This is a genomic window from Thermomonospora cellulosilytica (genome assembly GCF_014138835.1).
In the GTDB taxonomy this organism is placed as follows: Bacteria; Actinomycetota; Actinomycetes; order Streptosporangiales; family Streptosporangiaceae; genus Thermomonospora; species Thermomonospora amylolytica.
The window spans coordinates 159,444-183,769 of record NZ_JACJII010000001.1 but is presented as its reverse complement, the minus strand read 5'-3'; the positions used below and the strand labels follow the sequence as shown (position 1 = coordinate 183,769).

At 70.1% G+C, this 24,326-nt stretch carries 38 protein-coding genes; 34 read left to right on the top strand and 4 right to left on the bottom strand.

Going from position 1 to position 24,326, the window contains the following annotated elements:
* Positions 1-98 precede the first annotated feature (98 nt).
* From tuf to HNR21_RS00800, 26 genes are all read left to right on the top strand, one after another.
* Positions 99-1,292 (top strand): elongation factor Tu, encoded by a 1,194-nt coding sequence (tuf, locus tag HNR21_RS00925; protein WP_119728429.1) that lies wholly within the window; start codon positions 99-101, stop codon positions 1,290-1,292.
* Between the two features lie 135 nt (positions 1,293-1,427).
* Complete coding sequence (rpsJ, locus tag HNR21_RS00920; RefSeq protein ID WP_012854632.1) at positions 1,428-1,736, top strand: 30S ribosomal protein S10; 309 nt, start codon at positions 1,428-1,430, stop codon at positions 1,734-1,736.
* A 15-nt stretch (positions 1,737-1,751) separates the two neighbouring features.
* On the top strand, positions 1,752-2,402 hold the full coding sequence (gene rplC, locus HNR21_RS00915) for a 50S ribosomal protein L3 (RefSeq protein WP_119728430.1): 651 nt from the start codon (positions 1,752-1,754) through the stop codon (positions 2,400-2,402).
* The gene (gene rplD, locus HNR21_RS00910; protein ID WP_119728431.1) at positions 2,399-3,016 is read left to right on the top strand and encodes a 50S ribosomal protein L4; all 618 of its coding nucleotides are present in this window, start codon (positions 2,399-2,401) and stop codon (positions 3,014-3,016) included. The genes rplC and rplD overlap by 4 nt, the downstream gene beginning before the upstream one ends.
* The gene (gene rplW, locus HNR21_RS00905) at positions 3,013-3,315 is read left to right on the top strand and encodes a 50S ribosomal protein L23 (RefSeq protein ID WP_119728432.1); all 303 of its coding nucleotides are present in this window, start codon (positions 3,013-3,015) and stop codon (positions 3,313-3,315) included. The genes rplD and rplW overlap by 4 nt, the downstream gene beginning before the upstream one ends.
* Before the next feature lie 47 nt (positions 3,316-3,362).
* The gene (rplB, locus tag HNR21_RS00900; RefSeq protein ID WP_182703664.1) at positions 3,363-4,196 is read left to right on the top strand and encodes a 50S ribosomal protein L2; all 834 of its coding nucleotides are present in this window, start codon (positions 3,363-3,365) and stop codon (positions 4,194-4,196) included.
* Between the two features lie 11 nt (positions 4,197-4,207).
* Positions 4,208-4,489, top strand: coding sequence for a 30S ribosomal protein S19 (gene rpsS / locus HNR21_RS00895; protein WP_119728434.1), 282 nt, complete (start codon positions 4,208-4,210; stop codon positions 4,487-4,489).
* A gap of 34 nt (positions 4,490-4,523) precedes the next feature.
* The gene (gene rplV, locus HNR21_RS00890) at positions 4,524-4,907 is read left to right on the top strand and encodes a 50S ribosomal protein L22 (RefSeq protein WP_119728435.1); all 384 of its coding nucleotides are present in this window, start codon (positions 4,524-4,526) and stop codon (positions 4,905-4,907) included.
* Positions 4,907-5,746, top strand: coding sequence for a 30S ribosomal protein S3 (gene rpsC, locus HNR21_RS00885; protein WP_119728436.1), 840 nt, complete (start codon positions 4,907-4,909; stop codon positions 5,744-5,746). The genes rplV and rpsC overlap by 1 nt, the downstream gene beginning before the upstream one ends.
* A gap of 7 nt (positions 5,747-5,753) precedes the next feature.
* Positions 5,754-6,173 carry a 50S ribosomal protein L16 gene (gene rplP, locus HNR21_RS00880; RefSeq protein ID WP_119728437.1) on the top strand — a complete coding sequence of 140 codons (420 nt, stop codon included), beginning with the start codon at positions 5,754-5,756 and terminating at the stop codon, positions 6,171-6,173.
* Positions 6,173-6,430 carry a 50S ribosomal protein L29 gene (rpmC, locus tag HNR21_RS00875; RefSeq protein WP_119728438.1) on the top strand — a complete coding sequence of 86 codons (258 nt, stop codon included), beginning with the start codon at positions 6,173-6,175 and terminating at the stop codon, positions 6,428-6,430. The genes rplP and rpmC overlap by 1 nt, the downstream gene beginning before the upstream one ends.
* Positions 6,423-6,698 (top strand): 30S ribosomal protein S17, encoded by a 276-nt coding sequence (gene rpsQ / locus HNR21_RS00870; protein WP_119728439.1) that lies wholly within the window; start codon positions 6,423-6,425, stop codon positions 6,696-6,698. The genes rpmC and rpsQ overlap by 8 nt, the downstream gene beginning before the upstream one ends.
* Positions 6,699-6,766: 68 nt before the next feature.
* Positions 6,767-7,135, top strand: a complete 369-nt coding sequence (gene rplN, locus HNR21_RS00865) for a 50S ribosomal protein L14 (protein WP_021596728.1) — start codon at positions 6,767-6,769, stop codon at positions 7,133-7,135.
* Entirely contained in the window at positions 7,136-7,438 is a 303-nt protein-coding gene (gene rplX / locus HNR21_RS00860) for a 50S ribosomal protein L24 (RefSeq protein WP_119728440.1), read from the top strand.
* 5 nt (positions 7,439-7,443) lie between these two features.
* Positions 7,444-8,019 (top strand): 50S ribosomal protein L5, encoded by a 576-nt coding sequence (gene rplE / locus HNR21_RS00855; protein ID WP_119728441.1) that lies wholly within the window; start codon positions 7,444-7,446, stop codon positions 8,017-8,019.
* Positions 8,019-8,204, top strand: coding sequence for a type Z 30S ribosomal protein S14 (locus HNR21_RS00850; protein WP_119728442.1), 186 nt, complete (start codon positions 8,019-8,021; stop codon positions 8,202-8,204). Before rplE ends, HNR21_RS00850 begins: the two co-directional genes overlap by 1 nt.
* 100 nt (positions 8,205-8,304) lie before the next feature.
* Positions 8,305-8,703, top strand: a complete 399-nt coding sequence (gene rpsH, locus HNR21_RS00845; protein ID WP_119728443.1) for a 30S ribosomal protein S8 — start codon at positions 8,305-8,307, stop codon at positions 8,701-8,703.
* Positions 8,704-8,719: 16 nt separating this feature from the next.
* Positions 8,720-9,277, top strand: coding sequence for a 50S ribosomal protein L6 (gene rplF / locus HNR21_RS00840; RefSeq protein ID WP_119728444.1), 558 nt, complete (start codon positions 8,720-8,722; stop codon positions 9,275-9,277).
* Between the two features lie 2 nt (positions 9,278-9,279).
* Entirely contained in the window at positions 9,280-9,666 is a 387-nt protein-coding gene (rplR, locus tag HNR21_RS00835; protein WP_182703663.1) for a 50S ribosomal protein L18, read from the top strand.
* A gap of 37 nt (positions 9,667-9,703) precedes the next feature.
* Positions 9,704-10,324, top strand: a complete 621-nt coding sequence (gene rpsE / locus HNR21_RS00830; protein ID WP_376766567.1) for a 30S ribosomal protein S5 — start codon at positions 9,704-9,706, stop codon at positions 10,322-10,324.
* The gene (rpmD, locus tag HNR21_RS00825) at positions 10,321-10,503 is read left to right on the top strand and encodes a 50S ribosomal protein L30 (protein ID WP_119728447.1); all 183 of its coding nucleotides are present in this window, start codon (positions 10,321-10,323) and stop codon (positions 10,501-10,503) included. Before rpsE ends, rpmD begins: the two co-directional genes overlap by 4 nt.
* A gap of 2 nt (positions 10,504-10,505) precedes the next feature.
* Entirely contained in the window at positions 10,506-10,967 is a 462-nt protein-coding gene (gene rplO / locus HNR21_RS00820; RefSeq protein ID WP_182703662.1) for a 50S ribosomal protein L15, read from the top strand.
* Between the two features lie 214 nt (positions 10,968-11,181).
* Positions 11,182-12,477: a preprotein translocase subunit SecY gene (gene secY, locus HNR21_RS00815; RefSeq protein ID WP_119728449.1), complete on the top strand. Its 1,296-nt coding sequence runs from the start codon at positions 11,182-11,184 to the stop codon at positions 12,475-12,477.
* Positions 12,477-13,130, top strand: a complete 654-nt coding sequence (locus HNR21_RS00810; protein ID WP_119728450.1) for an adenylate kinase — start codon at positions 12,477-12,479, stop codon at positions 13,128-13,130. Before secY ends, HNR21_RS00810 begins: the two co-directional genes overlap by 1 nt.
* A gap of 70 nt (positions 13,131-13,200) precedes the next feature.
* Entirely contained in the window at positions 13,201-14,022 is an 822-nt protein-coding gene (map, locus tag HNR21_RS00805; RefSeq protein ID WP_312880758.1) for a type I methionyl aminopeptidase, read from the top strand.
* A gap of 34 nt (positions 14,023-14,056) precedes the next feature.
* On the top strand, positions 14,057-14,476 hold the full coding sequence (locus HNR21_RS00800) for a DUF1707 SHOCT-like domain-containing protein (protein ID WP_182703660.1): 420 nt from the start codon (positions 14,057-14,059) through the stop codon (positions 14,474-14,476).
* 2 nt (positions 14,477-14,478) lie between these two features.
* Here the strand turns inward: HNR21_RS00800 and HNR21_RS00795 are convergent, their stop codons facing one another.
* Positions 14,479-15,294 carry a phosphodiesterase gene (locus HNR21_RS00795; RefSeq protein ID WP_182703659.1) on the bottom strand — a complete coding sequence of 272 codons (816 nt, stop codon included), beginning with the start codon at positions 15,292-15,294 and terminating at the stop codon, positions 14,479-14,481.
* A 74-nt stretch (positions 15,295-15,368) separates the two neighbouring features.
* A complete protein-coding gene (locus HNR21_RS00790; RefSeq protein ID WP_119728454.1) occupies positions 15,369-15,941 on the bottom strand; it encodes a hypothetical protein in 573 nt (190 codons plus the stop codon).
* A gap of 253 nt (positions 15,942-16,194) precedes the next feature.
* On the opposite strand from HNR21_RS00790, the gene infA reads away from it, so the two are divergent.
* The 8 genes from infA (at position 16,195) to truA (ending at position 21,247) form a co-directional block, all read left to right on the top strand.
* Positions 16,195-16,416, top strand: a complete 222-nt coding sequence (gene infA / locus HNR21_RS00785) for a translation initiation factor IF-1 (protein WP_067912209.1) — start codon at positions 16,195-16,197, stop codon at positions 16,414-16,416.
* A gap of 232 nt (positions 16,417-16,648) precedes the next feature.
* The gene (rpmJ, locus tag HNR21_RS00780; RefSeq protein WP_103937854.1) at positions 16,649-16,762 is read left to right on the top strand and encodes a 50S ribosomal protein L36; all 114 of its coding nucleotides are present in this window, start codon (positions 16,649-16,651) and stop codon (positions 16,760-16,762) included.
* Positions 16,763-16,937: 175 nt separating this feature from the next.
* Positions 16,938-17,318, top strand: coding sequence for a 30S ribosomal protein S13 (gene rpsM, locus HNR21_RS00775; protein WP_119728455.1), 381 nt, complete (start codon positions 16,938-16,940; stop codon positions 17,316-17,318).
* A gap of 100 nt (positions 17,319-17,418) precedes the next feature.
* The gene (rpsK, locus tag HNR21_RS00770; RefSeq protein WP_103937856.1) at positions 17,419-17,820 is read left to right on the top strand and encodes a 30S ribosomal protein S11; all 402 of its coding nucleotides are present in this window, start codon (positions 17,419-17,421) and stop codon (positions 17,818-17,820) included.
* Between the two features lie 20 nt (positions 17,821-17,840).
* A complete protein-coding gene (rpsD, locus tag HNR21_RS00765; RefSeq protein WP_182703658.1) occupies positions 17,841-18,470 on the top strand; it encodes a 30S ribosomal protein S4 in 630 nt (209 codons plus the stop codon).
* Positions 18,471-18,599: 129 nt separating this feature from the next.
* The gene (locus HNR21_RS00760; RefSeq protein WP_182703657.1) at positions 18,600-19,613 is read left to right on the top strand and encodes a DNA-directed RNA polymerase subunit alpha; all 1,014 of its coding nucleotides are present in this window, start codon (positions 18,600-18,602) and stop codon (positions 19,611-19,613) included.
* A 99-nt stretch (positions 19,614-19,712) separates the two neighbouring features.
* Positions 19,713-20,246, top strand: coding sequence for a 50S ribosomal protein L17 (gene rplQ, locus HNR21_RS00755; protein WP_119728458.1), 534 nt, complete (start codon positions 19,713-19,715; stop codon positions 20,244-20,246).
* Positions 20,247-20,392: 146 nt separating this feature from the next.
* Positions 20,393-21,247: a tRNA pseudouridine(38-40) synthase TruA gene (truA, locus tag HNR21_RS00750; protein ID WP_182703656.1), complete on the top strand. Its 855-nt coding sequence runs from the start codon at positions 20,393-20,395 to the stop codon at positions 21,245-21,247.
* A 42-nt stretch (positions 21,248-21,289) separates the two neighbouring features.
* Here truA and HNR21_RS00745 read toward each other — a convergent pair whose 3' ends face one another.
* Both HNR21_RS00745 and HNR21_RS00740 read right to left on the bottom strand, forming a co-directional pair.
* Positions 21,290-22,969 (bottom strand): hypothetical protein, encoded by a 1,680-nt coding sequence (locus HNR21_RS00745; protein WP_182703655.1) that lies wholly within the window; start codon positions 22,967-22,969, stop codon positions 21,290-21,292.
* Positions 22,970-22,993: 24 nt separating this feature from the next.
* Positions 22,994-24,193, bottom strand: a complete 1,200-nt coding sequence (locus HNR21_RS00740) for a hypothetical protein (protein ID WP_182703654.1) — start codon at positions 24,191-24,193, stop codon at positions 22,994-22,996.
* Positions 24,194-24,326 lie beyond the last annotated feature (133 nt).

Genomic DNA, 24,326 nt, shown 5'->3' with positions numbered 1-24,326 from the left:
CAGATCACCATCGGCCGGGCGGTGGCGCGCCGCCGCCCGACCGGACCCGGAACGAAACGGTCGCCTCCGGCGGCCGAGACGCAGGCAAGGAGACACCAGTGGCGAAGGCCAAGTTCGAGCGGACCAAGCCGCACGTGAACATCGGCACCATCGGGCACATCGACCACGGTAAGACCACCCTTACCGCGGCGATCACCAAGGTGCTCCACGACAAGTACCCGGACATCAACCCGTTCACCCCCTTCGAGGACATCGACAAGGCCCCCGAAGAGCGTGAGCGCGGTATCACGATCTCCATCGCGCACGTGGAGTACCAGACCGAGGCGCGCCACTACGCTCACGTGGACTGCCCGGGTCACGCCGACTACATCAAGAACATGATCACCGGTGCCGCCCAGATGGACGGCGCGATCCTGGTCGTGGCCGCCACCGACGGCCCGATGCCGCAGACCAAGGAGCACGTGCTGCTGGCCCGTCAGGTCGGCGTGCCGTACATCGTCGTCGCCCTGAACAAGTGCGACATGGTCGACGACGAGGAGATCCTGGAGCTGGTCGAGCTCGAGGTCCGCGAGCTGCTCAGCGAGTACGAGTTCCCGGGCGACGAGGTGCCCGTGGTGCGGGTGTCGGCCTTCCAGGCGCTGCAGGGCGACGAGAAGTGGGCCCAGTCCATCGTCGAGCTGATGGACGCGGTCGACGAGAACGTCCCCGAGCCGCAGCGTGACACCGACAAGCCGTTCCTGATGCCGATCGAGGACGTGTTCTCGATCACCGGTCGCGGCACCGTGGTCACCGGCCGTATCGAGCGCGGCGTCATCAACGTCAACGAGGAAGTCGAGATCATCGGCATCAAGGAAGAGTCGATGAAGACGACCGTCACCGGCGTTGAGATGTTCCGCAAGCTGCTCGACCAGGGCCAGGCGGGCGACAACGTCGGCCTGCTGCTGCGCGGCACCAAGCGCGAGGAGGTGGAGCGCGGCCAGTGTGTCATCAAGCCGGGCACCAACACCCCGCACACCGAGTTCGAGGCGCAGGTCTACATCCTGTCCAAGGACGAGGGCGGCCGGCACACCCCGTTCTTCAACAACTACCGTCCGCAGTTCTACTTCCGGACCACGGACGTCACCGGCGTGGTGCACCTGCCCGAGGGCACCGAGATGGTCATGCCGGGCGACAACACCGAGATGCGCGTCGAGCTGATCCAGCCCGTCGCCATGGAGGAGGGCCTGAAGTTCGCCATCCGTGAGGGTGGCCGGACCGTCGGCGCCGGTCGCGTCACCAAGATCATCAAGTAACACACCGATGGAGCGGCGGCCCGGCCGCCTGCCCCTCGTCCGGGGGGTCGTCCCCGAGGCGAGGACACGGCCGGGCCGCCGCACCACGAGAGCAGAAACCCAGCGGCACTACCAGCAAAGGACACCGAGGCCACCATGGCGGGACAGAAGATCCGCATCCGGCTCAAGGCCTACGACCATGAGGTCATCGACTCCTCGGCGAAGAAGATCGTCGAGACGGTGACGCGGACGGGCGCCAAGGTCGCGGGCCCGGTGCCGCTGCCGACCGAGAAGAACGTGTACTGCGTCATCCGCTCGCCGCACAAGTACAAGGACTCGCGCGAGCACTTCGAGATGCGCACGCACAAGCGGCTGATCGACATCATCGATCCGACGCCCAAGACGGTCGACTCGCTGATGCGGCTCGACCTGCCGGCCGGCGTCGACATCGAGATCAAGCTCTAAAAGGACGCACCCACGATGAGTAAGCAGAGGAAGGGCGTCCTGGGCGAGAAGCTCGGCATGACCCAGGTCTTCGACGATGAGGGCCGGATCGTTCCGGTGACCGTCGTCCAGGCCGGGCCGTGCGTCGTCACCCAGATCCGTACGCCCGACAAGGACGGCTACAGCGCCGTGCAGATCGGCTACGGCCAGGTGGACCCGCGCAAGGTGAACAAGCCGCGCTCGGGCCACTTCGCCAAGGCCGGTGTCACGCCGCGTCGCTACCTGGTCGAACTGCGGACCGACGACGCCGCCGAGTACACCCTCGGCCAGGAGATCACCGTTGAGGTCTTCGAGGCCGGCCAGAAGATCGACGTCACCGGCACCAGCAAGGGCAAGGGCACCGCGGGTGTGATGAAGCGCCACGGCTTCCGCGGCCTCGGCGCCTCGCACGGCACCCAGCGCAAGCACCGCTCGCCGGGCTCGATCGGCGGCTGCGCGACCCCGGGTCGCGTGTTCAAGGGCCTGCGCATGGCCGGGCGGATGGGCAACGTCCGCAAGACCGTGCAGAACCTGACCATCCACGCCATCGACGCGGACAAGGGTCTGCTGCTCATCAAGGGCGCCGTCCCCGGTCCCAACGGCGGTCTCGTCCTGGTCCGCGACGCAGTGAAGGGAACGGGCAAGTGACCGCCAAGCTCGACGTCGAACTGCCCGCCGAGATCTTCGACGCGAAGACCAGCGTGCCGCTGATCCACCAGGTCGTGGTGGCCCAGCAGGCCGCCGCCCGGCAGGGCACGCACGCCACCAAGACCCGCGGCGACGTCCGCGGCGGCGGCAAGAAGCCCTACCGGCAGAAGGGCACCGGCCGGGCCCGGCAGGGCTCGACCCGCGCGCCGCAGTTCGCCGGCGGTGGCACCGTGCACGGTCCCCAGCCGCGCGACTACGGCCAGCGCACGCCCAAGAAGATGAAGGCCGCCGCGCTGCGCGGCGCCCTGTCCGACCGCGCCCGGCACGGCCGGGTGCACGTGGTCGACCGCCTGGTCGAGGGCGACGTGCCCAAGACCAAGGTGGCGCTGGCCGCGCTGCGCGAGATCACCCAGGCCAAGCGGGTCCTCGTGGTCACCCACCGCGACGACGAGCTGACCTGGAAGAGCCTGCGCAACGAGCCCAGCGTGCACCTGCTGGTGGAGGACCAGCTCAACACCTACGACGTGATGGTGAGCGACGACGTGGTCTTCACCAAGGCCGCCTACGACGCGTTCATCGCACGCGCGACCAAGAAGGGAGGAGGCGACAAGTGAGCAAGATCGCCGACCCCCGGGACATCATCATCGCGCCGGTCGTCTCGGAGAAGAGCTACGGCCTGCTGGACGAGAACAAGTACACGTTCATCGTCCGGCCGGACGCCAACAAGGTCCAGATCCGCCAGGCGGTGGAGGAGGTGTTCGGGGTCAAGGTGACCTCCGTCAACACCATCAACCGCAAGGGCAAGCGCAAGCGGACCCGGTTCGGCTACGGCAAGCGCAAGGACACCAAGCGCGCCGTCGTCGCACTGGCCGAGGGCGACCGGATCGACATCTTCGGCGGACCCACCGCCTGAGCGCGGCCGGCCACCGGAGATCACGAAAGACAGGATGAACGAAAAAGATGGGCATCCGTAAGTACAAGCCGACGACCCCGGGTCGCCGCGGCTCCAGCGTCGCCGACTTCGTCGAGCTGACGCGCCGCGAGCCGGAGAAGTCGCTGCTCCGCCCGCTGCCGAAGAAGGGCGGGCGCAACAACCACGGTCGCATCACCACCCGGCACCAGGGCGGCGGCCACAAGCGGGCGTACCGGCTGATCGACTTCCGCCGCGCCGACAAGGACGGCATCCCGGCGAAGGTCGCGCACATCGAGTACGACCCCAACCGCACCGCCCGGATCGCGCTGCTGCACTACGCCGACGGGGAGAAGCGCTACATCCTCGCCCCGCAGGGCCTCAAGCAGGGCGACCGCGTCGAGAACGGGCCGGGCTCGGACATCAAGCCGGGCAACTGCCTGCCGCTGCGCAACATCCCGACCGGTACGGTCGTGCACGCCATCGAGCTGCGCCCCGGCGGCGGCGCCAAGCTGGCCCGCTCCGCCGGCGCCGGCTGCCAGCTGCTGGCCAAGGAGGGCAAGTACGCCACGCTGCGCATGCCCTCCGGCGAGATGCGGATGGTGGACGTGCGCTGCCGGGCCACGGTCGGCGAGGTCGGCAACGCCGAGCAGTCCAACATCAACTGGGGCAAGGCCGGCCGGATGCGCTGGAAGGGCAAGCGCCCGACCGTCCGCGGTGTGGCCATGAACCCCATCGACCACCCGCACGGTGGTGGTGAGGGCAAGACCTCCGGTGGCCGTCACCCGGTCAACCCCAAGGGCAAGAAGGAAGGCCGTACCCGCCGGGCGAACAAGGAAAGCGACCGGCTGATCGTCCGTCGTCGCACCAAGAAGAAGCGGTAGGAGTACGCCACATGCCACGTAGCCTGAAGAAGGGCCCGTTCGTGGACGACCACCTCATGAAGAAGGTGGAAGCGCAGAACGAGAAGGGCACCAAGAACGTCATCAAGACGTGGTCGCGGCGGTCCATGATCGTCCCCGAGATGATCGGCCACACCATCGCCGTCCACGACGGCCGCAAGCACGTGCCGGTGTTCATCACCGACGCCATGGTGGGTCACAAGCTGGGTGAGTTCGCCCCCACGCGGACGTTCCGCAGCCACGTCAAGGAAGACCGCCGCAGCCGTCGGGGCTGAGCGGGCGCAGGATCGTAGGAGAGAGGGAACAGCGATGGAAGCCAGGGCCCAGGCGCGGTTCATCCGTGTCACGCCCAGGAAGGCCCGCCGCGTGGTGGACCTCATCCGCGGACTTCCCGCCGCGGAGGCTCAGGCGGTGCTGCGGTTCGCCCCCCAGGCTGCGAGCGAGCCGGTGGGCAAGGTGCTGGCGAGCGCCATCGCCAACGCCGAGCACAACTTCAACCTCGCCACGGACTCGCTGGTCGTGAGCCGGGCGTGGGTCGACGAGGGGCCGACGCTCAAGCGCTTCCGGCCTCGCGCGCAGGGCCGGGCGTACCGGATCAACAAGCGCACCAGCCACATCACGGTGGTCGTGGAGTCCCGCGAGGACGCGGCCGCCGGCGGTAACGGCAGCGGCAGGAAGAGGAGGACCCGCTAGTGGGTCAGAAGATCAACCCGCACGGGTTCCGACTCGGCATCACCACCGACTTCAAGTCCCGGTGGTACGCCGACAAGCTGTACTCCGAGTACGTCAAGGAAGATGTCGCCATCCGGCGCATGCTGCAGAAGGGCATGGAGCGGGCCGGCATCTCCAAGGTCGAGATCGAGCGCACCCGCGACCGCGTCCGGGTGGACATCCACACCGCGCGCCCGGGCATCGTGATCGGCCGGCGCGGCGCCGAGGCCGACCGCATCCGCGGCGACCTGGAGAAGCTGACCGGCAAGCAGGTCCAGCTGAACATCCTCGAGGTCAAGAACCCCGAGATCGACGCCCAGCTGGTCGCCCAGGGCGTGGCCGAGCAGCTGTCCAGCCGGGTGGCGTTCCGCCGGGCGATGCGCAAGGCCATCCAGTCCGCCATGAAGAGCGGCGCCAAGGGCATCAAGGTGCAGTGCAGCGGCCGTCTCGGCGGCGCCGAGATGTCCCGCTCGGAGTTCTACCGGGAGGGCCAGGTCCCGCTGCACACGCTGCGCGCCGACATCGACTACGGGTTCTACGAGGCCCGTACGACGTTCGGCCGGATCGGCGTCAAGGTGTGGATCTACAAGGGCGAGGCCCCGACCAGCCGCGCCGAGCGCGAGGCGCGGGCCGCCCAGCAGCAGCGCTCCGGCCCCGGTGGCGGCGGCGAGCGCCGTGGCCGCGGTGAGCGCCGTGGCGGCCGTGGCGGCGAGCGTCGCGGTGGCCGCGGCGGCGGCCGCCAGCAGCAGCAGAGTCCGGAGCAGCAGGCCCAGCCGACCGGCGAGTCGGCGGCGCCCGCTCCCAGTGGTGAGGGGAGCTGAGTGATCCATGCTGATCCCTCGCAAGGTCAAGCACCGTAAGCAGCACCACCCCAAGCGCAAGGGGATGTCCAAGGGCGGCACCAAGGTCACCTTCGGTGACTTCGGGATCCAGGCCGTCGAGGGCGCGTACGTGACCAACCGGCAGATCGAGTCGGCGCGTATCGCGATGACCCGGCACATCAAGCGTGGCGGCAAGGTGTGGATCAACATCTTCCCGGACCGTCCGCTGACCAAGAAGCCGGCCGAGACCCGGATGGGTTCCGGCAAGGGCTCGCCGGAGTGGTGGGTCGCCAACGTCAAGCCCGGCCGGGTGATGTTCGAGATCTCGTACCCCAACGAGGCCATCGCCCGCGAGGCCCTGACCCGCGCGATCCACAAGCTTCCGATGAAGTGCAAGATCGTCAAGCGAGAGGTGGGTGAGTCCTGATGGCCAAGGGTCTTACCGCCGACGAGCTGCGGACCGAGCCCGAGGACGTGCTGGTGACCAAGCTGAAGGAGGCCAAGGAGGAGCTGTTCAACCTCCGCTTCCAGGCCGCCACCGGTCAGCTGGACAACCACGGGCGGCTGCGCCAGGTCAAGCGCGAGATCGCTCGGATCTACACCGTGATGCGCGAGCGCGAACTCGGCATCGTGACGGTCGCCGAGGAGCCCGAGGCGCAGGAGGACGTGAAGAGCAATGACTGAGCAGACCGAGGGCACCAAGCGGCCCAGCCGCAAGATCGCCGAGGGCCTCGTGGTCAGCGACAAGATGGACAAGACCGTCGTCGTGGCCGTCGAGGACCGGGTCAAGCACCGCAAGTACCACAAGGTCATCCGTCGGACGACCAAGTACAAGGCGCACGACGAGAACAACGAGTGCGGCATCGGCGACCGCGTCCGGCTCATGGAGACCCGGCCGCTGTCGGCCACCAAGCGGTGGCGTGTGGTCGAGATTCTCGAGAAGGCCAAGTAATTACCGGTTCCACCAGGCTCCGTCCGCGGCGAGCGGACGGAGAACCGGTGTGACGAACAGGAGTTGACGTGATCCAGCAGGAGTCGCGACTCAAGGTCGCCGACAACACGGGTGCCAAGGAGATCCTGTGCATCCGGGTTCTCGGCGGCTCGGGTCGGCGCTACGCGGGAGTCGGCGACATCATCGTCGCGACGGTGAAGGACGCCCTTCCCGGCGCGGGCGTGAAGAAGGGTGACGTCGTCAAGGCCGTCGTCGTGCGCACCCGCAAGGAGCGCCGGCGTCCCGACGGCTCCTACATCCGCTTCGACGAGAACGCGGCCGTCCTGATCAAGGACGGCGGCGACCCGCGGGGCACCCGTATCTTCGGCCCGGTGGGCCGGGAGCTGCGCGAGAAGAAGTTCATGCGAATCATCTCGCTCGCCCCGGAGGTGCTGTAGATGAAGATCAAGAAGGGCGATGAGGTCATCGTCATCGCCGGCAAGGACAAGGGCGCGACCGGCAAGGTCATCCACGCCGACCCGCGTCGCCAGCGGGTGACCGTCGAAGGCGTCAACCTCATCAAGAAGAACACCAAGGCCGACCCGCAGGGCAAGGGCGGCGGGGTCATCACCCGCGAGGCGCCGCTGCACGTCAGCAACGTGGCGCTGGTGGAGGACGGCAAGCCGGTCCGGGTCGGCTACAAGATCAACGAGGACGGCACGAAGGTCCGGATCTCGCGCCGTACCGGCAAGGAGATCTGACGACTATGACCGAGACACTCACCGAGCGGCCGGTGCCGCAGCCGCGGCTCAAGCTCCGCTACCGCGAGGAGGTCCGCGCCTCCCTGCAGGAGCAGTTCGGCTACGCCAACGTCATGCAGGTGCCCGGTCTGGTGAAGATCGTGGTGAACATGGGCGTGGGCGAGGCGGCCAAGGACGCCAAGCTGATCGAGGGCGCGGTCCGCGACCTGACCCTGATCACCGGTCAGAAGCCCAGCATCAACCGGGCCAAGAAGTCCATCGCCCAGTTCAAGCTGCGCGAGGGCATGCCGATCGGCGCGCACGTGACGCTGCGCGGCGACCGGATGTGGGAGTTCCTGGACCGGCTGCTGACGCTGGCGCTGCCGCGGATCCGCGACTTCCGCGGGCTGTCGCCCAAGCAGTTCGACGGCAACGGCAACTACACCTTCGGGCTGACCGAGCAGGTCATGTTCCACGAGGTGGACCCCGACAAGGTGGACCGCCAGCGCGGCATGGACATCACCGTCGTGACGTCCGCCAAGACCGACGACGAGGGCCGGGCGCTCCTGCGGGCCCTGGGCTTCCCCTTCAAGGAGAACTGATGGCGAAGAAGGCGCTGATCGCCAAGGCCGCCCGCAAGCCCAAGTTCAAGGTGCGCGCCTACACCAGGTGCTCGCGCTGCGGGCGTCCGCGCTCCGTCTACCGCAAGTTCGGCCTGTGCCGGGTCTGCTTCCGGGAGATGGCGCACCGGGGCGAGCTGCCCGGCATCACCAAGTCGAGCTGGTAACGGCCACCAGAGGAAATAGCAACCGGGCGCCCTCGCCGGCGCCCACGACCACGCCGTAGGTCCGGACACGGAAACCGCGGTGGGGAGGGGCCAGTAGGCCATGACGATGACCGACCCGATCGCAGACATGCTGACACGTCTGCGGAACGCGAACGCGGCGTACCACGACAGCGTGAGCATGCCGTACTCGAAGATCAAGGCGCACATCGCCGAGATCCTCCAGCAGGAGGGCTACATCTCCGCCTGGCATGTGGAGGACGCCGAGGTCGGCAAGAAGCTCGTGATCGACCTGAAGTTCGGCCCGACCCGGGAGCGTTCGATCGCCGGGATCAAGCGGGTCTCCAAGCCGGGTCTGCGGGTGTACGCCAAGAAGGACAACCTGCCGAAGGTGCTCGGCGGGCTGGGCGTGGCGATCATCTCCACGTCCTCCGGCCTGATGACCGACAAGCAGGCAAGCAAGCGCGGCGTGGGCGGCGAAGTCCTCGCCTACGTGTGGTGAGGGGAGGGCACAGCGCATGTCTCGTATCGGACGACTGCCGATCGCCGTCCCCAGCGGGGTCGACGTCACCATCGACGGCCAGAACGTCACGGTGAAGGGCCCCAAGGGCGAGCTGAAGCACACCGTCGCCGAGCCCATCGAGGTCAAGCTCGAGGACGGCAGGATCCTGGTCTCGCGGCCCAACGACGTCAACACCGTGCGGGCCCTGCACGGCCTGACCCGGTCGCTCATCGCCAACATGGTGGAGGGCGTCACCAAGGGCTACAGCAAGACCCTGGAGATCCGGGGCGTCGGTTACACCGCCGCCGCCAAGGGCAACGACCAGCTCGAGCTCAAGCTCGGCTACAGCCACCCGATCACCTTCAAGGCGCCGGAGGGCATCACCTTCCGCGTCGAGACCGTCCGGCGCGAGCAGATCAACGCGCTGATCCACGTGGACGGCATCGACAAGCAGAAGGTCGGCGAGGCCGCCGCCAACATCCGCAAGCTGCGCAAGCCCGACGTCTACAAGGGCAAGGGCGTGCGCTACCAGGGCGAGCAGGTCCGCAAGAAGGTCGGAAAGGCTGGTAAGTAGTCATGGCAGCAGGCAAGACCGTGGCCGCCAGGGCCGGGTCCGCGCGGGCCAAGGCGCGCGCCCGCCGGCATGCCCGGGTCCGCAAGAAGGTGCTGGGCACCGCCGAGCGCCCGCGCCTGGTCGTGACCCGTTCCACCAAGCACATGTTCGTCCAGGTCATCGACGACACCAAGGGCCACACCCTGGCCTACGCGTCGACCATGGAGGCGGACCTGCGCGGCGCCGACGGGACCAAGACCGACAAGTCCCGCCGGGTGGGCGCGCTGGTGGCCGAGCGGGCCAAGGCGGTCGGCATCGCCAAGGTCGTCTTCGACCGCGGCGGCAACAGGTACACCGGGCGCGTCGCCGCCGTCGCGGACGGCGCCCGCGAGGGGGGCCTGGAGTTCTGATGGCCCTCACCACGACCAGTAACGGAAGGAACCACTGATGGCAGCGCAGAGGCGCGGTGGCGGTCAGGGTGGCGACCGTCGCGACCGGCGCGACGACCGCCGCGGTGGCGCCGACAAGGGACAGTCGTACATCGAGCGCGTCGTAGCGATCAACCGCGTCGCGAAGGTCGTCAAGGGTGGTCGGCGCTTCAGCTTCACCGCCCTGGTGGTCGTCGGTGACGGCAACGGAACGGTCGGCGTCGGATACGGCAAGGCCAAGGAGGTGCCCGCGGCGATCGCCAAGGGCGTCGAGGAGGCCAAGAAGCACTTCTTCAAGGTGCCGCGGATCCAGGGCACCATCCCGCACACCGTGCAGGGCGAGGAGGCGGCCGGCGTGGTGCTGCTGCGCCCGGCCAGCCCCGGTACCGGCGTCATCGCCGGCGGCCCGGTGCGCGCGGTGCTGGAGTGCGCGGGCATCCACGACGTGCTGAGCAAGTCGCTGGGCAGCTCGAACGCGATCAACATCGTGCACGCCACGGTGGCGGCGCTCAAGCAGCTGAGCCGTCCGGAGGAGATCGCCGCCAAGCGCGGTCTGCCGCTGGAGGACGTGGCTCCGGCCGCGATGCTGCGGGCCCGTGCCGCCGGCAGCGAGCCGCGGGCGGAGGTGGCCGCGTCATGAGCCAGCTGAGGATCACTCAGGTCAAGTCGCGGATCAGCGAGAAGCAGAACCAGCGTGACACGTTGCGTACCCTGGGCCTGAAGCGGATCGGCGACAGCGTCGTCCGCGAGGACTCCCAGCAGGTGCGCGGCATGATCCGGACGGTGGCGCACCTGGTCACCGTCGAGGAGGTCGACTGATCATGGCGGACGTCACCGAGGGCGGCCCCCTCAAGGTGCACGACCTGCGTCCCGCCCCCGGCGCCAACAAGCGGAAGATCCGCAAGGGCCGGGGCGAGGCGTCCAAGGGCAAGACCGCCGGCCGGGGCACCAAGGGCACCAAGGCCCGCGCCACCGTGCCGGTCGGCTTCGAGGGCGGCCAGATGCCGCTGATCCGGCGGGTGCCCAAGCTCAAGGGCTTCAAGAACCCGTTCCGGGTCGAGTACCAGGTGGTCAACCTGGACAAGCTGACCGAGCTGTACCCGCAGGGCGGCGAGGTCACCCCCGAGGACCTGGCGGCCAAGGGCGCGGTTCGCAAGAACCAGCCGGTCAAGGTTCTCGGCAACGGTGAGATCTCCGTGGCGGTCCAGGTGAAGGCGCACGCCTTCTCCACCTCCGCCAAGGAGAAGATCGCCGCGGCCGGCGGCTCGGCCGACGTGCTGTAGGCATGACCACGACGACGCCGGGGCTCGGGTTCCGTTCGGCACAGACCTCGCGGTCGACGCCGAGCGGAAGGCGAGCCCCGGTCGCGTCTGCTGTTATTGTTCGACCGGCTGGTATCGACATCCCGTACCGCACCGCGGCGACGGGACTCGACGCCGCCATTGCAGGAACCGGCCCGCACCGCGGCCATCGACACCGATTCGCGCAGGAGGACTGGTGCTAACGGCGATCACTCGGGCGTTCCGTACCCCCGACCTGCGCAAGAAACTGCTGTTCACGCTGTTCATCATCGTGGTCTTCCGGATCGGCTCGCAGCTGCCGACCCCGGGGGTCAACACCGAGGCGATCCGGGAGGCGGTCCGGGGCGCCCGGGAGAACGGCGACACCGGTCAGCTCTACGGGCTGGTGGACCTGTTCAGCGGTGGCGCGCTGTTGAAACTTTCGGTGTTCGCGCTGGGGATCATGCCGTACATCACGGCGAGCATCATCCTCCAGCTGCTGACGGTGGTGATCCCCCGGCTGGAGGCCCTCAAGAAGGAGGGCCAGGCCGGCACGAGCAAGATCACCCAGTACACCCGGTACCTGACCATCGGGCTGGCGATCCTGCAGGCGACCGGCATCGTGGCGATGGCCGCCACCGGGCGGCTGTTCCCCAACGCCGGGGACGTGCTGTACAAGACCGACCTGTTCACGATCATCACCATGGTGATCGTGATGACCGCCGGCACCTCGGTGATCATGTGGCTGGGCGAGCTGATCACCGACCGCGGCGTCGGCAACGGCATGTCGATCCTGATCTTCACCCAGGTGGTGGCGGTCTTCCCGGCCCAGTTCTGGGCCATCTACAAGGCCAAGGGCGCGTTCGCGTTCGGCCTGGTGATGCTGGTCGGCCTGGCCATCATGGCCGGCGTGGTGTTCGTCGAGCAGGCCCAGCGCCGCATCCCGGTGCAGTACGCCAAGCGGATGGTCGGCCGGCGGATGTACGGCGGCACCTCCACCTACATCCCGCTGAAGGTCAACCAGGCCGGCATCATCCCTGTGATCTTCGCCTCGTCCCTGCTGTACCTGCCCGTGCTGGCCACCCAGCTGTGGCCGGAGAACGAGTGGATGGTCAAGATCCAGCCCTACCTGCAGCAGGACAACCCCTGGCACATGGCCGTCTTCTTCGGCTTCATCATCTTCTTCACGTACTTCTACGTGGCGATCACGTTCAACCCCACTGAAGTCGCCGACAACATGAAGAAGTATGGTGGGTTCATCCCAGGCATTCGTCCGGGCCGGCCCACCGCCGAGTACCTCGACTACGTGCTGACCCGGATCACCACACCCGGTGCACTGTACCTGGGGCTCGTCGCGTTGATCCCGATGGTCGCGTTCGCCCTCATGCAGGCGGCCGACGACTTCCCGTTCGGCGGGACGAGCATCCTCATCGTCGTCGGCGTGGGACTGGATACCGTGAAGCAGATCGAAAGCCAGCTGCAGCAGCGCAACTACGAGGGCTTCCTCCGGTAGTGCGTATCGTTCTGGTGGGCCCCCCTGGAGCGGGCAAGGGGACGCAGGCCCAGTTCATTGCATCGCACCTGTCCGTCCCGAAGATCTCGACAGGTGACATCTTCCGTGCCAACGTCAGCGGGGGCACCGAGCTCGGCCGCCAGGCCAAGCAGTACATGGATCGCGGCGACCTGGTGCCGGACGAGATCACCATCGCGATGGTCCGCGACCGGCTGTCGGAGGACGACGCCCGGCACGGGTTCCTGCTGGACGGGTTCCCGCGGAACGTGCCGCAGGCCCAGACGCTGAAGAAGATGCTCGACGCCGAGTGGGGCGCCAAGCTCGACCTGGTGCTGGAGCTCGTGGTGGACGAGGACGAGGTCGTCCGCCGGCTGTCGGGCCGCCGCACCTGCAGCCAGTGCGGCAAGATCTGGCACGTCGACTGGGACGACAAGAAGGACGACATCTGCGACGAGTGCGGGGGCCGGCTGTTCCAGCGCGACGACGACCGGGAGGACGTGGTCCGGCACCGGCTGGAGGTCTACCAGGAACAGACCGCCCCGCTGGTGTCGTTCTACGCCGATGAGGGCATTCTGGTCGGCATCGACGCGACCGGCCCGGTCGAGGAGGTCACCGAGCGGGCCCTGGAGGCGATCCGCCGGTTCCGCGGGTGACCCCCGCCCGGCGCCGTCCGCCGGTCCGCACCCGTGCCCTCGTCGCAGGGCGATGAGAGGGGAATTGCACGTGTGGGGTAGGCGCCGGCGCGGCCCGGCCATCCAGATCAAGACCGCCGAGCAGATCGAGCTGATGCGGGCGGCCGGCCTGCTGGTCGGCCGGACCCTCCAGGTGCTGCGGGAGGCCGTCAAGCCCGGCATCACCACGGCGGATCTGGACGCCATCGCCGAGGACCACATCCGCTCCAACGGCGGGGTGCCCTCGTTCAAGGGCTACCACGGCTTCCCCGCGACCATCTGCACCTCGGTGAACGAGGAGATCGTGCACGGCATCCCCAGCCCCCGCAAGGTGCTGCGGGAGGGCGACGTGATCTCCATCGACTGCGGGGCGATCGTGGCGGGCTGGCACGGGGACTCGGCGATCACCGTTCCGGTCGGCGAGATCACCGCCGAGCAGCGGCGGCTGCTGGAGGTCACCGAGACGGCCCTGTGGCACGGTCTGGCGGCCGGTGTGGCCGGGGCGCGCCTGACGGACATGTCGCACGCCATCGAGTCCTACATCCGCTCCCAGGGCCCCTACGGCATCGTCGAGGGGTACGGGGGGCACGGCATCGGCACCCAGATGCACATGGACCCGCTGATCCCCAACCACGGCCGTCCCGGGCACGGCCCGGTGCTGGAGCCCGGCATGTGCTTCGCCGTGGAGCCGATGGTCAACCTCGGCACCAAGGCGACCCGCGAGCTGGAGGACGGCTGGACGGTGGTCACCGTCGACGGCCGCCACTCGGCGCACTTCGAGCACACCTTCGCGGTCACCGAGGACGGCCCGCGCGTCCTCACCGCCCTGGACGAGGGGCGCGAGTGGTTCGCCAGGCTCGGCTCGTCCCGCTGACGGGAACGGCGCCGTGACGTCTCCCGATCCCCGCATGCGGGCCTCGGACGCCGACCGCGACCGGGTGGCCGAGGAGCTGCGCGAGCACTGCGCGGCGGGCCGCATCACGGTGGACGAGCTGCAGGAGCGGCTGGAGGCCGTGTACGCCGCCAAGACCTACGGCGAGCTGGAGACGGTCACCGCGGACCTGCCCGAGGAGGACCTGTACCAGCGCCCGCTGCCGGCGCCCCGGGCGTCCGCGGAGCCCGCCCGGCGGGCCGGCGGAGCGCTCGCCGCACCGGGGGACAGGGCGCTGTGGGCGACCTGGGCGGCCGTCAGCGCGATCAACTTCGTGATCTGGCTGCTGGTGTCGGTGACCGCAGGGGTCGTCTACCCGTGGTGGATCTGGGTGGCCGGCCCGTGGGGCGCGGTCCTGCTGGTCCGCTCGTTCTTCGGCGGCGGCCGGCGGGACTGAGCTCAGTCCACGTGCATGAGCGGCCGGTACGCGCCGGTCGGCACGAAGTGCGTGACCGCCGGGCCGCCGGTGCCCACGATGTGCACCGCGAACCCGGCGGGCTCCCCGGTCACCGCCGCCTGGCCGGGCACGCTGGTGTCCAGGTAGATCTGCCGGTACGTGCTGGGGCAGGTGACGACGGTGACCCCGCCGATCGCGCCGGCCGCGGCCCGGTGCACGTGTCCGCTGATGACCCGTTCCACCTGCGGATGCCGGGCGATCACCGCGCCGAACTCGGCGGCGTCGTGCAGCGCCAGCTCGTCCAGGAACCGCACCCCGATGGGGATCGGGGGATGGTGGGTGGCCACCACGGTCGGCGTCTGGGGGGCGGCGGCCAGCGTCGACTCCAGCCAGGCCAGCCGTTCGGGGCCCAGCTCGCCGTGGGGCCGGCCGGGCACGGTGGTGTCGCAGCACACCAGCCGCACCCCGGCGACGTCGACCGCGTACCGCACCGGCGCCTGCGGGTCGCCGTCCGGCGGGGCCAGCGGCGCGTGGTCGGCGAACGCGGCGCGCAGCATCGCCCGGTCGTCGTGCTTGCCGGGCAGCGGGAACACCGGCATGGGCAGCGGCGACAGCAGGGCGTGCAGCCGGGCGTACTCGGCGGGCAGCCCCTTGTCGGTCAGGTCCCCGGTCAGCACCAGGCAGTCCGGCCGGTCCGGCAGGGCCAGCACGCTGGAGACGGCGTTGCGCAGCGCGCGCACCGGCCCGCTGCGGTCGTCGACCTCGCCGTCCGCACCGGCGGCGATGTGGATGTCGCTGAGCTGCACGATGATCGGCATTGATCCTCTTCCCGGCCGGATGCGGCGCCCCGCCGCCCATGCCGCAGCCGGGGGTCCCGGCGGGCCGCGGCGGATCAGGCCACGTGCGACAGTACCGCCGACAGCGCGGAGGTGACCTCCTCGGGGGCGGGCGCCACCTGGGGCACCACGTCGCGCAGCGCCAGCCAGCCGTTGATGGCCTGGGAGGTGGGCCCGGCCTCGCGCAGCTGCGGGTCGTGCACGCCGTACCACTCGGCGACCCGGGACCAGCGCCACAGCCGGTGTCCTGAACTGGTCGTCTCGGCGGCCGGGAAGTTGCCGGGGCCGCGGGTGCCGCGGATGCACAGCCGGACCGACTCCAGGCTGCGGCCCACCCGGTCGGCGATGTCGCGCATCGACAGCAGGGGATCGGCCTCCACCGACACCACCCGCAGCCGGGGCGCGTCCTCGGCCGTCTCCAGCGACTCCAGCTGCGCGATGACCTCCATGATGGCGGCCGACAGCGAGGCCGCCTGCCAGCGGCAGCGGGCGTGGCCGGGGCGTCGTTCGCCGCGCAGTTCGGGCACGAAGGCCACGGTGACGTGCCCGAGGGTGCGCTGGAACAGCGGGTCCAGCTCGGCCTCGAGGAGCGGGCGGCTGAGGATCAGCTCGAAGTCATAGTTCGGCATGCCGATCCTCCTCAAACGTCTCCTTACGGAAAGGTACAACGGCTGAGGCGGTAAGCTGGGTCGGGGAGCGGTCCCGACGCCCGAGTCGCGGTGGATTTCGCGTTCGGCGGGTCGGTGACGTACACTCCTATGTCGGTCCGTTTTCGGTCGCCTGAGTCCCTCGCCGTCGAGCCTGGGTGTGGCCGTCTCCGGGGCAACGCCCCCGGTCACCGGGCCGAACCCCAGACGAACCGAGCAGCGAAGCGCGGAGGACATGCCCAAGAAAGAAGGGGCCATCGAGATCGAGGGCACCGTCGTCGAGTCGCTCCCGAACGCCATGTTCCGGGTGGAACTCGACAACGGGCACAAGGTGCTCGCCCACATCAGCGGCAAGATGCGGATGCACTACATCCGGATCCTGCCGGACGACCGGGTCGTCGTGGAGCTGAGCCCCTACGACCTCACCCGCGGCCGGATCGTCTACCGCTACAAGTGAATACACGCACCTCGCGTGCGGAGCCGCCGGGGACGGCGACTCCGCACTCCTGATGCTTTTCCGGGCTGGTCTCAACCCGGCTGGTGCAGATCGCGGAAGACCCGGGCGTTCGCCGGACGGCCGGGCGGCGTGAGCCAGGAATCCTCCTCGTCCCCGAGGAGGAGGAGTCAATGCGGTTGCCTCTCCTCCGTGTGGCAACGGGGGAGTGACCCTAGCTACTAGGAGACCACCAGTGAAGGTCAAGCCGAGCGTCAAGAAGATCTGCAACAAGTGCCGGGTGATCCGCCGCCACGGCCGGGTCATGGTGATCTGCCAGGACCCGCGGCACAAGCAGCGTCAGGGCTGACGCACGACAGCACAAGCTCATCGCAGCCTTCACACCGCCGCCGTACGGCCCATGATCGGGTCGTACGGCACGGCTGTGTGAGGGGGACCCCCGGACGGAGGCCGGGGCCGCCACCCGGGCAGGGGTGGGGACCGCGATGGGCCAGACCTCCGCGACTAGAAGGGAACTGCCCACGATGGCTCGCCTCCTGGGCGTCGACCTCCCGCGCGACAAGCGCCTGGAGGTCGCACTGACCTACATCTTCGGCATCGGCCGCACCCGGGCGCTGGAGACCCTGCGCGAGACCGGGGTCAGCGGCGACCTGCGGGTGCACCAGCTCGGTGACGAGGAGCTGATCAAGCTCCGCGACTGGATCGAGGCCAACTACAAGATCGAGGGCGATCTGCGCCGCGAGATACAGGCCGACATCCGCCGCAAGATCGAGATCGGGTGCTACCAGGGCATCCGGCACCGCCGCGGGCTTCCGGTGCACGGTCAGCGCACGCAGACCAACGCCCGTACCCGCAAGGGCAAGAAGAAGACCGTGGCCGGCAAGAAGAAGGCCGGCAAGAAGTAGTCCGGGTCCGCCGGACGCGTTTCCCCGCGCAGGCGGGGGTGGACCGTAGTCCGGCTCCGCCACGACCGGATCGACGACCTCACAGGAGTAGACCCAACCGATGCCTCCCAGGAGCAAGGTCGGCGCCAAGAAGGTGCGCCGCAAGGAGAAGAAGAACGTCGCCCACGGGCACGCCCACATCAAGAGCACGTTCAACAACACGATCGTGTCGATCACCGACCCGAACGGGAACGTGATCTCGTGGGCCTCCTCGGGCCACGTGGGCTTCAAGGGCTCCCGCAAGTCGACCCCGTTCGCCGCCCAGCAGGCCGCCGAGGCCGCCGCCCGCCGCGCCATGGAGCACGGCATGCGCAAGGTCGACGTGTTCGTCAAGGGCCCGGGCTCGGGCCGCGAGACCGCCATCCGCTCGCTGCAGGCGACCGGGCTGGAGGTCGGTTCCATCCAGGACGTCACGCCCGTGCCGCACAACGGCTGCCGGCCGCCCAAGCGTCGGCGCGTCTGAGGCCGGGGGGAGAGAGAAACATGGCTCGTTACACCGGCGCGGACTGCAAGCTCTGCCGTCGCGAGAAGATGAAGCTGTTCCTGAAGGGCAGCAAGTGCGAGGGGCCCAAGTGCCCGATCGAGATCCGGCCCTACCCGCCGGGTGAGCACGGCCGCGGCCGCCCCAAGGAGACCGAGTACCTGCTGCAGCTCCGGGAGAAGCAGAAGGCCCGCCGCATCTACGGCGTCCTGGAGAAGCAGTTCCACAACTACTACGAGCAGGCCAACAAGAAGCAGGGCAAGACCGGTGACGTGCTGCTGCAGCTGCTGGAGCGGCGGCTGGACAACGTCGTGTACCGGGCCGGCTTCGCCAAGTCCCGCGACATGGCCCGCCAGCTGATCCGGCACGGCCACTTCCGGGTCAACGGCCGCAAGGTCGACATCCCGTCGTTCCTGGTCAGCGAGAACGACATCATCGAGGTCAAGGCCAAGTCGCACGAGCTCACCCCGTTCGTGGTCGCCAAGGCCGAGGCGGGCGAGCGGCAGGTGCCGGCCTGGATGGAGGCCGTCACCGAGCCGACCATGCGGATCCTCATCCACTCGCTCCCGGTCCGGCAGCAGATCGACACGCCGGTCCAGGAGCAGCTGATCGTCGAGCTCTACTCGAAGTAATTCGGGATCCCGGGGCCCGTCCCCGGGAGAGACTCGCACCGCCCGGGCGGGGTCTGCGCGGCTCCGCCCGGGTACGCACCATCCGACGGCGTCATATAGCGGGCGCCGTGGACTACCAAGGGAGCAACCATGCTCATCGCCCAGCGTCCCACGCTCACCGAGGAGCAGATCGACGAGTACCGGTCGCGGTTCACCATCGAGCCGCTGGAGCCGGGCTTCGGTTACACGATCGGCAACTCGCTGCGCCGCACCCTGCTGTCGTCCATCCCGGGCGCCGCGGTCACCAGCATCCGCATCGAGGGGGTGCTGCACGAGTTCTCCACCGTTCCCGGGGTCAAGGAGGACGTCACCGACATCATCCTGAACCTCAAGGAGCTGGTGGTCTCCTCCGAGCACGACGAGCCCGTGGTGATGTACCTGCGCAAGCAGGGCCCGGGCGAGGTCACCGCCGCCGACATCGCGCCGCCGGCCGGTGTCGAGGTGCACAACCCCGACCTGCACATCGCCACCCTCAACAACAAGGCCAAGCTGGAGATGGAGCTGACCGTCGAGCGCGGTCGCGGCTACGTCTCCGCCGCCCAGAACAAGCAGCCGGGCCAGGAGATCGGCCGGATCCCGATCGACTCCATCTACTCGCCGGTGCTCAAGGTCACCTACAAGGTCGAGGCGACCCGAGTCGAGCAGCGCACCGACTTCGACCGCCTGATCCTGGACGTGGAGACCAAGCACTCGATGCTGCCGCGGGACGCGGTGGCCTCGGCCGGCAAGACCCTGGTCGAGCTGTTCGGGCTGGCCCGCGAGCTGAACGTGGAGGCCGAGGGCATCGACATGGGCCCGTCGCCGACGGACGCCGCGCTGGCGGCCGACCTGGCGCTGCCCATCGAGGAGCTCAACCTCACCGTCCGCTCCTACAACTGCCTCAAGCGCGAGGGCATCCACTCGGTCGGCGAGCTGGTCGCCCGCAGCGAGCAGGACCTGCTGGACATCCGCAACTTCGGTGCCAAGAGCATCGAGGAGGTCAAGCAGAAGCTGAGCGACATGGGCCTGTCGCTGAAGGACTCCCCGCCCGGATTCGACCCGACCGCGGCGGCCGACAGCTACGGCGACGACGACACCAGCTACGCCGAGACCGAGCAGTACTGACACGTCCGTGCCCGCCCCACGGCAGCCGCTGCGGGGCGGGCGCGTTCGCAATGAACGAGCCACCGGTACCTGATACGGCCGGTGCAGGAAGGAAACGCAATGCCGAAGCCCACCAAGGGCGCCCGCCTCGGCGGCAGCCCCGCGCACGAGCGGCTGATCCTGGCCAACCTGGCCACCGCGCTGTTCGAGCACGGCCGGATCACCACCACCGAGGCCAAGGCCCGGCGGGTGCGTCCGTTCGCGGAGAAGCTGATCACCAAGGCCAAGAAGGGCGACCTGCACAACCGTCGGCTGGTGGCCGAGGTGATCCGCGACAAGGGCGTGGTGCACTCGCTGTTCACCGAGATCGCCCCGACCTTCGCGGACCGGCCGGGCGGCTACACCCGGATCACCAAGATCGGCCCGCGTCGCGGCGACAACGCCCCGATGGCGGTGATCGAGCTGGTGACCGAGCCGATGCCGGCGGCCTCGGTGCGTTCCACCGAGACCAAGGGCGCCGGCGCCGACAAGCTCGACCTGGGCAAGGAGAGCGAGCCCGCCGAGGCTCCGGCGGAGACCGCCGAGGCCGAGGGCGCCGAGGAGACCGTCATCAAGGACGTCCCCGAGGCCAAGGGCGACGAGGACGCCAAGTAAGGCGGCCTCAGCACGGCATCCGACGGGCCCGTCCTCCGCGTGGGGGACGGGCCCGTCGCGGTGCACGGGCCTGACCCGCCGTTCGCGAACCGCGACGGCAGGTCCGATCTTTGGAAGACTTGGCACATGTCCGGGGACGGGGGAGCATGACGGCGCTGGTGCGGTTGCGGCTCGACATCGGGTACGACGGGTCGGACTTCGCGGGATGGGCGCGCCAGCCCGGACAGCGCACCGTGCAGGGCGTCATCGAGGAGGCGCTGGGCCGGGTGCTGCGGCTGGACCCGCCGCCCGCGCTGACCGTGGCGGGCCGTACCGACGCCGGGGTGCACGCGCGCGGCCAGGTCGCCCATGTGGTGGTGCCGGTCTCCGCCTATTCCGCCGTCAACGGGGCGCTGCCGCGCCGGCTGGCCCGGCTGCTGCCGCCGGACGTGCGGGTGTGGCGGGTGACCCGCGCCCCCGAGGGCTTCGACGCCCGCTTCTCGGCGCTGTCGCGGCGGTACGTCTACCGGGTGTGCGACGACCCGGTGGGGGTGGATCCGCTGCGCCGTCGGGACGTGCTGTGGCATCCGCGTCCGCTGGACCTGGACCGGATGAACGAGGCGTCGGCCCGGCTGGTGGGCGAGCACGACTTCGCGGCGTTCTGCCGCAGGCGGGAGGGCGCGACCACGATCCGGCGGCTGCTGCGGCTGGAGTGGGCGCGCGAGGAGCCCAGGCTGGCGGCGGCCACCGTGGAGGCGGACGCGTTCTGCCACTCGATGGTGCGGGCGCTGGTGGGCGCGCTGCTGGTGGTGGGCGACGGCCGCCGGGACGTGGACTGGCCGGCGGCGGTGCTGGCGGCGCGGGTGCGGGACTCGGCGGTGAACGTCGCGCCCGCGCACGGGCTGTGCCTGGAGGAGATCCGCTACCCGGACGAGGCGGACCTGGCCCGCCGGGCGCAGGAGACCCGGCGGGTGCGGACCCTGGGCGGCGCCGCCGGACCGGCGGACGTGCCGGTCTCCTGAACGACCGCCCTCCTTCCGGCGGCGGCCTCCCGGGCCGGCGGCTCAGGTCCCGTTGGCCCGCCGTTCGATGGGCCGCAGCCCGTAGGCGATGAACGCGTCGGCGACCTGCTTGAGGACCGGGTCGCCGGGCTTGGGCGTGGTGCCGTCCGCCCAGGTGGCGTACGCGTAGACGATGTACCGGCCGCGGACGGTGCCCGCGGCGTAGCCGCCGGCGCGGTCGATGTCGGGGGACCGTTCGCCGGGCATCCCGCTGAACCACTCGTAGCCCGCCGGGTCGCCGGCCTGGTGCGCGGCCACCGCCGCCCGGTGGTTGGGCATGACCGCGACGCCGGTGGTGACGGCGATGGTCTTGATGCGGTTGACGAAGGTGGCGCGGACCACGCTGCGGCACTTGCCGCGCTGCAGGGCCTGCACCATGACGCCCCGGGCGGCGAGCCCGCACTGGTGGTTCACCGAGGTCCTGTCCTGGACGAAGAACTTCTGGGCGATCAGCACCTCGCGTTCGGGGAAGACCTCCACCAGCGCCAGCGGCCGGGTGTCGAACCGCTCGTCGTCGATGTTGACCGGGGGGCGGACCGGGGTCCGCGGGGTGGCGGGCGGCTGCGTCGGCCGGGCGGGCGGGGTGCTCTTACGCGCCCCGGGTCCGGTGGGTGTGGCGTCGGCCCGGGAGGCGGCGCCGCCGGACCCGGAGGCCAGGCCGAACGCCCCCAGCACGATGATCGGGATGGCCACCACCAGCGCCACCACCCCGATCAGCAGGGCGTTGCGGCGGCGCACCACGGTCTCCTCGGCGGTGCGCGCGGGCGGGGGCGGCGGCTGGTGCGCCTCCTGCGGGCCGGTCTGCTCGAACGAGTGGGTGGTCTCCTGGGACATCACCACCACGAAGCCGTCGCCGGGCTGTTCGGCGTAGGCGGGGGCGGTGTGCGGGAGGCCCTCGTGCTTGGGGCCGGTGTACTCCGGCGGCACCACGCCGGGCGGCAGGACCGCGTCGGGGGTCAGCGCGTCGGACGCGTCGTCGCCGACCTCGTCGAGGGGGCGGGTGCGCTCCCCGTCGTCGCTCTTGCCGACGATCGGGACGGGAAGGGTGGACCGGACGTCGGGGACGGTCTCGTCGAGGGCCTGGCGCACGGACGGGGTGACGTCGGGCCGGGTGGCGTCCAGCGCCGGGGCCTCCTCGGCCTCCTGCGTCGGCTCGGAGGGCTCGGAGGGCTCGGGGGTGACGGGCTGGGCCTCGGGGACCTCGGGGATCTGCTCCTCGGCGCGTTCCTCGGCTTCCTCGGCGGGCTGCTCCTGAGGGCCCGGGTAGAGCGGGATGCCGTCGGGGTCGGTGTCGGGGCAGACCGGCAGGGTCTCCGGCTGCAGCGGCTCGGCCGGGACGGCGCCGCGGGTGTCCACGGGCGGCACACCGGCCCCGGCGACCAGGGTGCCGGGCCTGGGGGAGTCCTGTGGTTCCTCGCCGGCGTCGTTCTCCCCGGCCGGGGGCTCCTCGTCCTCGGCCGGTGCCTCGTCCTCGTCGTCGACGGCCCACCAGGGCTTGTCGGGGCCGAACAGCGGCACGGTGAGGCTCGGGGCCGCCGGCCCGGAGGACGGTTCCGGCCTCGCCCCGGAGTCGTCGGAGTCCGCCTGGCCGAAGCTCGGCGGGGCGGTGGTCGGCGGGGTGCCGTCCGAGGCGGGGGAGGCCGGGTCCACGACGGACTCGGAGGTCTCCTCAGGTCCAGACATAGGCAAACAGGGTATTAGCGGCCATCAGCTCGTGAGGGGCTTACCTTCGATTCCCCGGTAGTGCAGGGCCTTGCCCAGGTTGCTGCCGAGGATGACCTGCTGCTGGAACGCGGTGACCTTCTTGTGGTCCTTGGAACCGATCTCCTTGCCGTCGGGCCGCTGCACCCAGGTCATGATCAGGTAGTGGCCGCGGGCGTACACGGTGCCGAGCGCGACGCCCTTGCCGAGGGTCCTGGTGACGCCCTTCTTGGCGGGCAGCGGCTGCAGGTAGGAGTCCCGTCCGGCGCCGGCCTTCGCGGCGTTCTTGGCGGCCTGCTCGGTCTTGAGGTTGAGCACGCCCACGGTGCCGATGAGCGAGCCGTCGCGGCGCGCGTAGGAGGCCCGCAGCACCTGGTTGCAGCCGCCCTTCTTGAGCGCGGCCTCGAGCTTGGCGCCGGTGACGCCCTTGGCGCAGTCGCGGTCGTGCTTCCAGGCGGTCCGCAGGTAGGTGGTGCCCTTCTCCTTGAACGTCTGCGTCCCGAAGACCTCGGCCAGGGTCAGCGGCTCGGGGTCGGACGCGCGGTCCTTGAGCTTGACGTTCAGCGGCGCGGGAGGCTCGGTCGGGGTGGGGCTGGCGGTCGTCGGCTTGGTGGGCTCGGCCGCCGCGGGCTCGCCGGTGTCGCCGCCCGTCAGCATGGACGACACCGCGAACCCGCCGCCGGCCAGCAGCAGCCCGGCCACCACCGCGCCGACGGCGACGAGGGGGGTGCTGCGGCGCCGCTCGGGCTCGAGGCCGTCCTCGTGGGGGGCGTCGTAGTACGTCGGCGTGTGGGGCTCGTACGGCTCGGACGGCTCATACGGCTCGTAGGGCCCCGCTGGGGCGTCGAACGCCTGGGGGCCGGGGTGGCCCTGCCCGAGCGGGCCGGGCTCGTTCTGGGCGCCGTACGAGGGGCCCGGCTGCGGTTGGTACGCGTAGGTGTCGCCGGGGTCGGCGGCGTAGCGGCCGCCCTCCTCGGGACCGCTCCCGGGGGCGTCGAACCCGCCGGGGGCGTACGGCCGGTCGTCGAAACCGCCGTCGAACGACTCGCCGGGCCGTGCGGCGAACGCGCCGGGCGGCGGTGCGAAGGGGGAGCCGTCCTGGCCGGGGCGGCCGTCGCCGGCCTGCTCCGGGCCGTGCGGGTCCGCCCCGGGGCCGTACGGCGCGGTCGGCTCGCCGGAATTGCCTTGATCACCCGGGTAACGCATGACTTGGACCTTACCGTTCCATTTGCGTGCTTCCGGACCGCGTCAACGGCACCACCATGGCACGACGCCGCGCGGAACGAGGGCGGAACGGGCCGGATCGCCTGTTGCGCGGGATTCGCGGGCGATCCGGCCC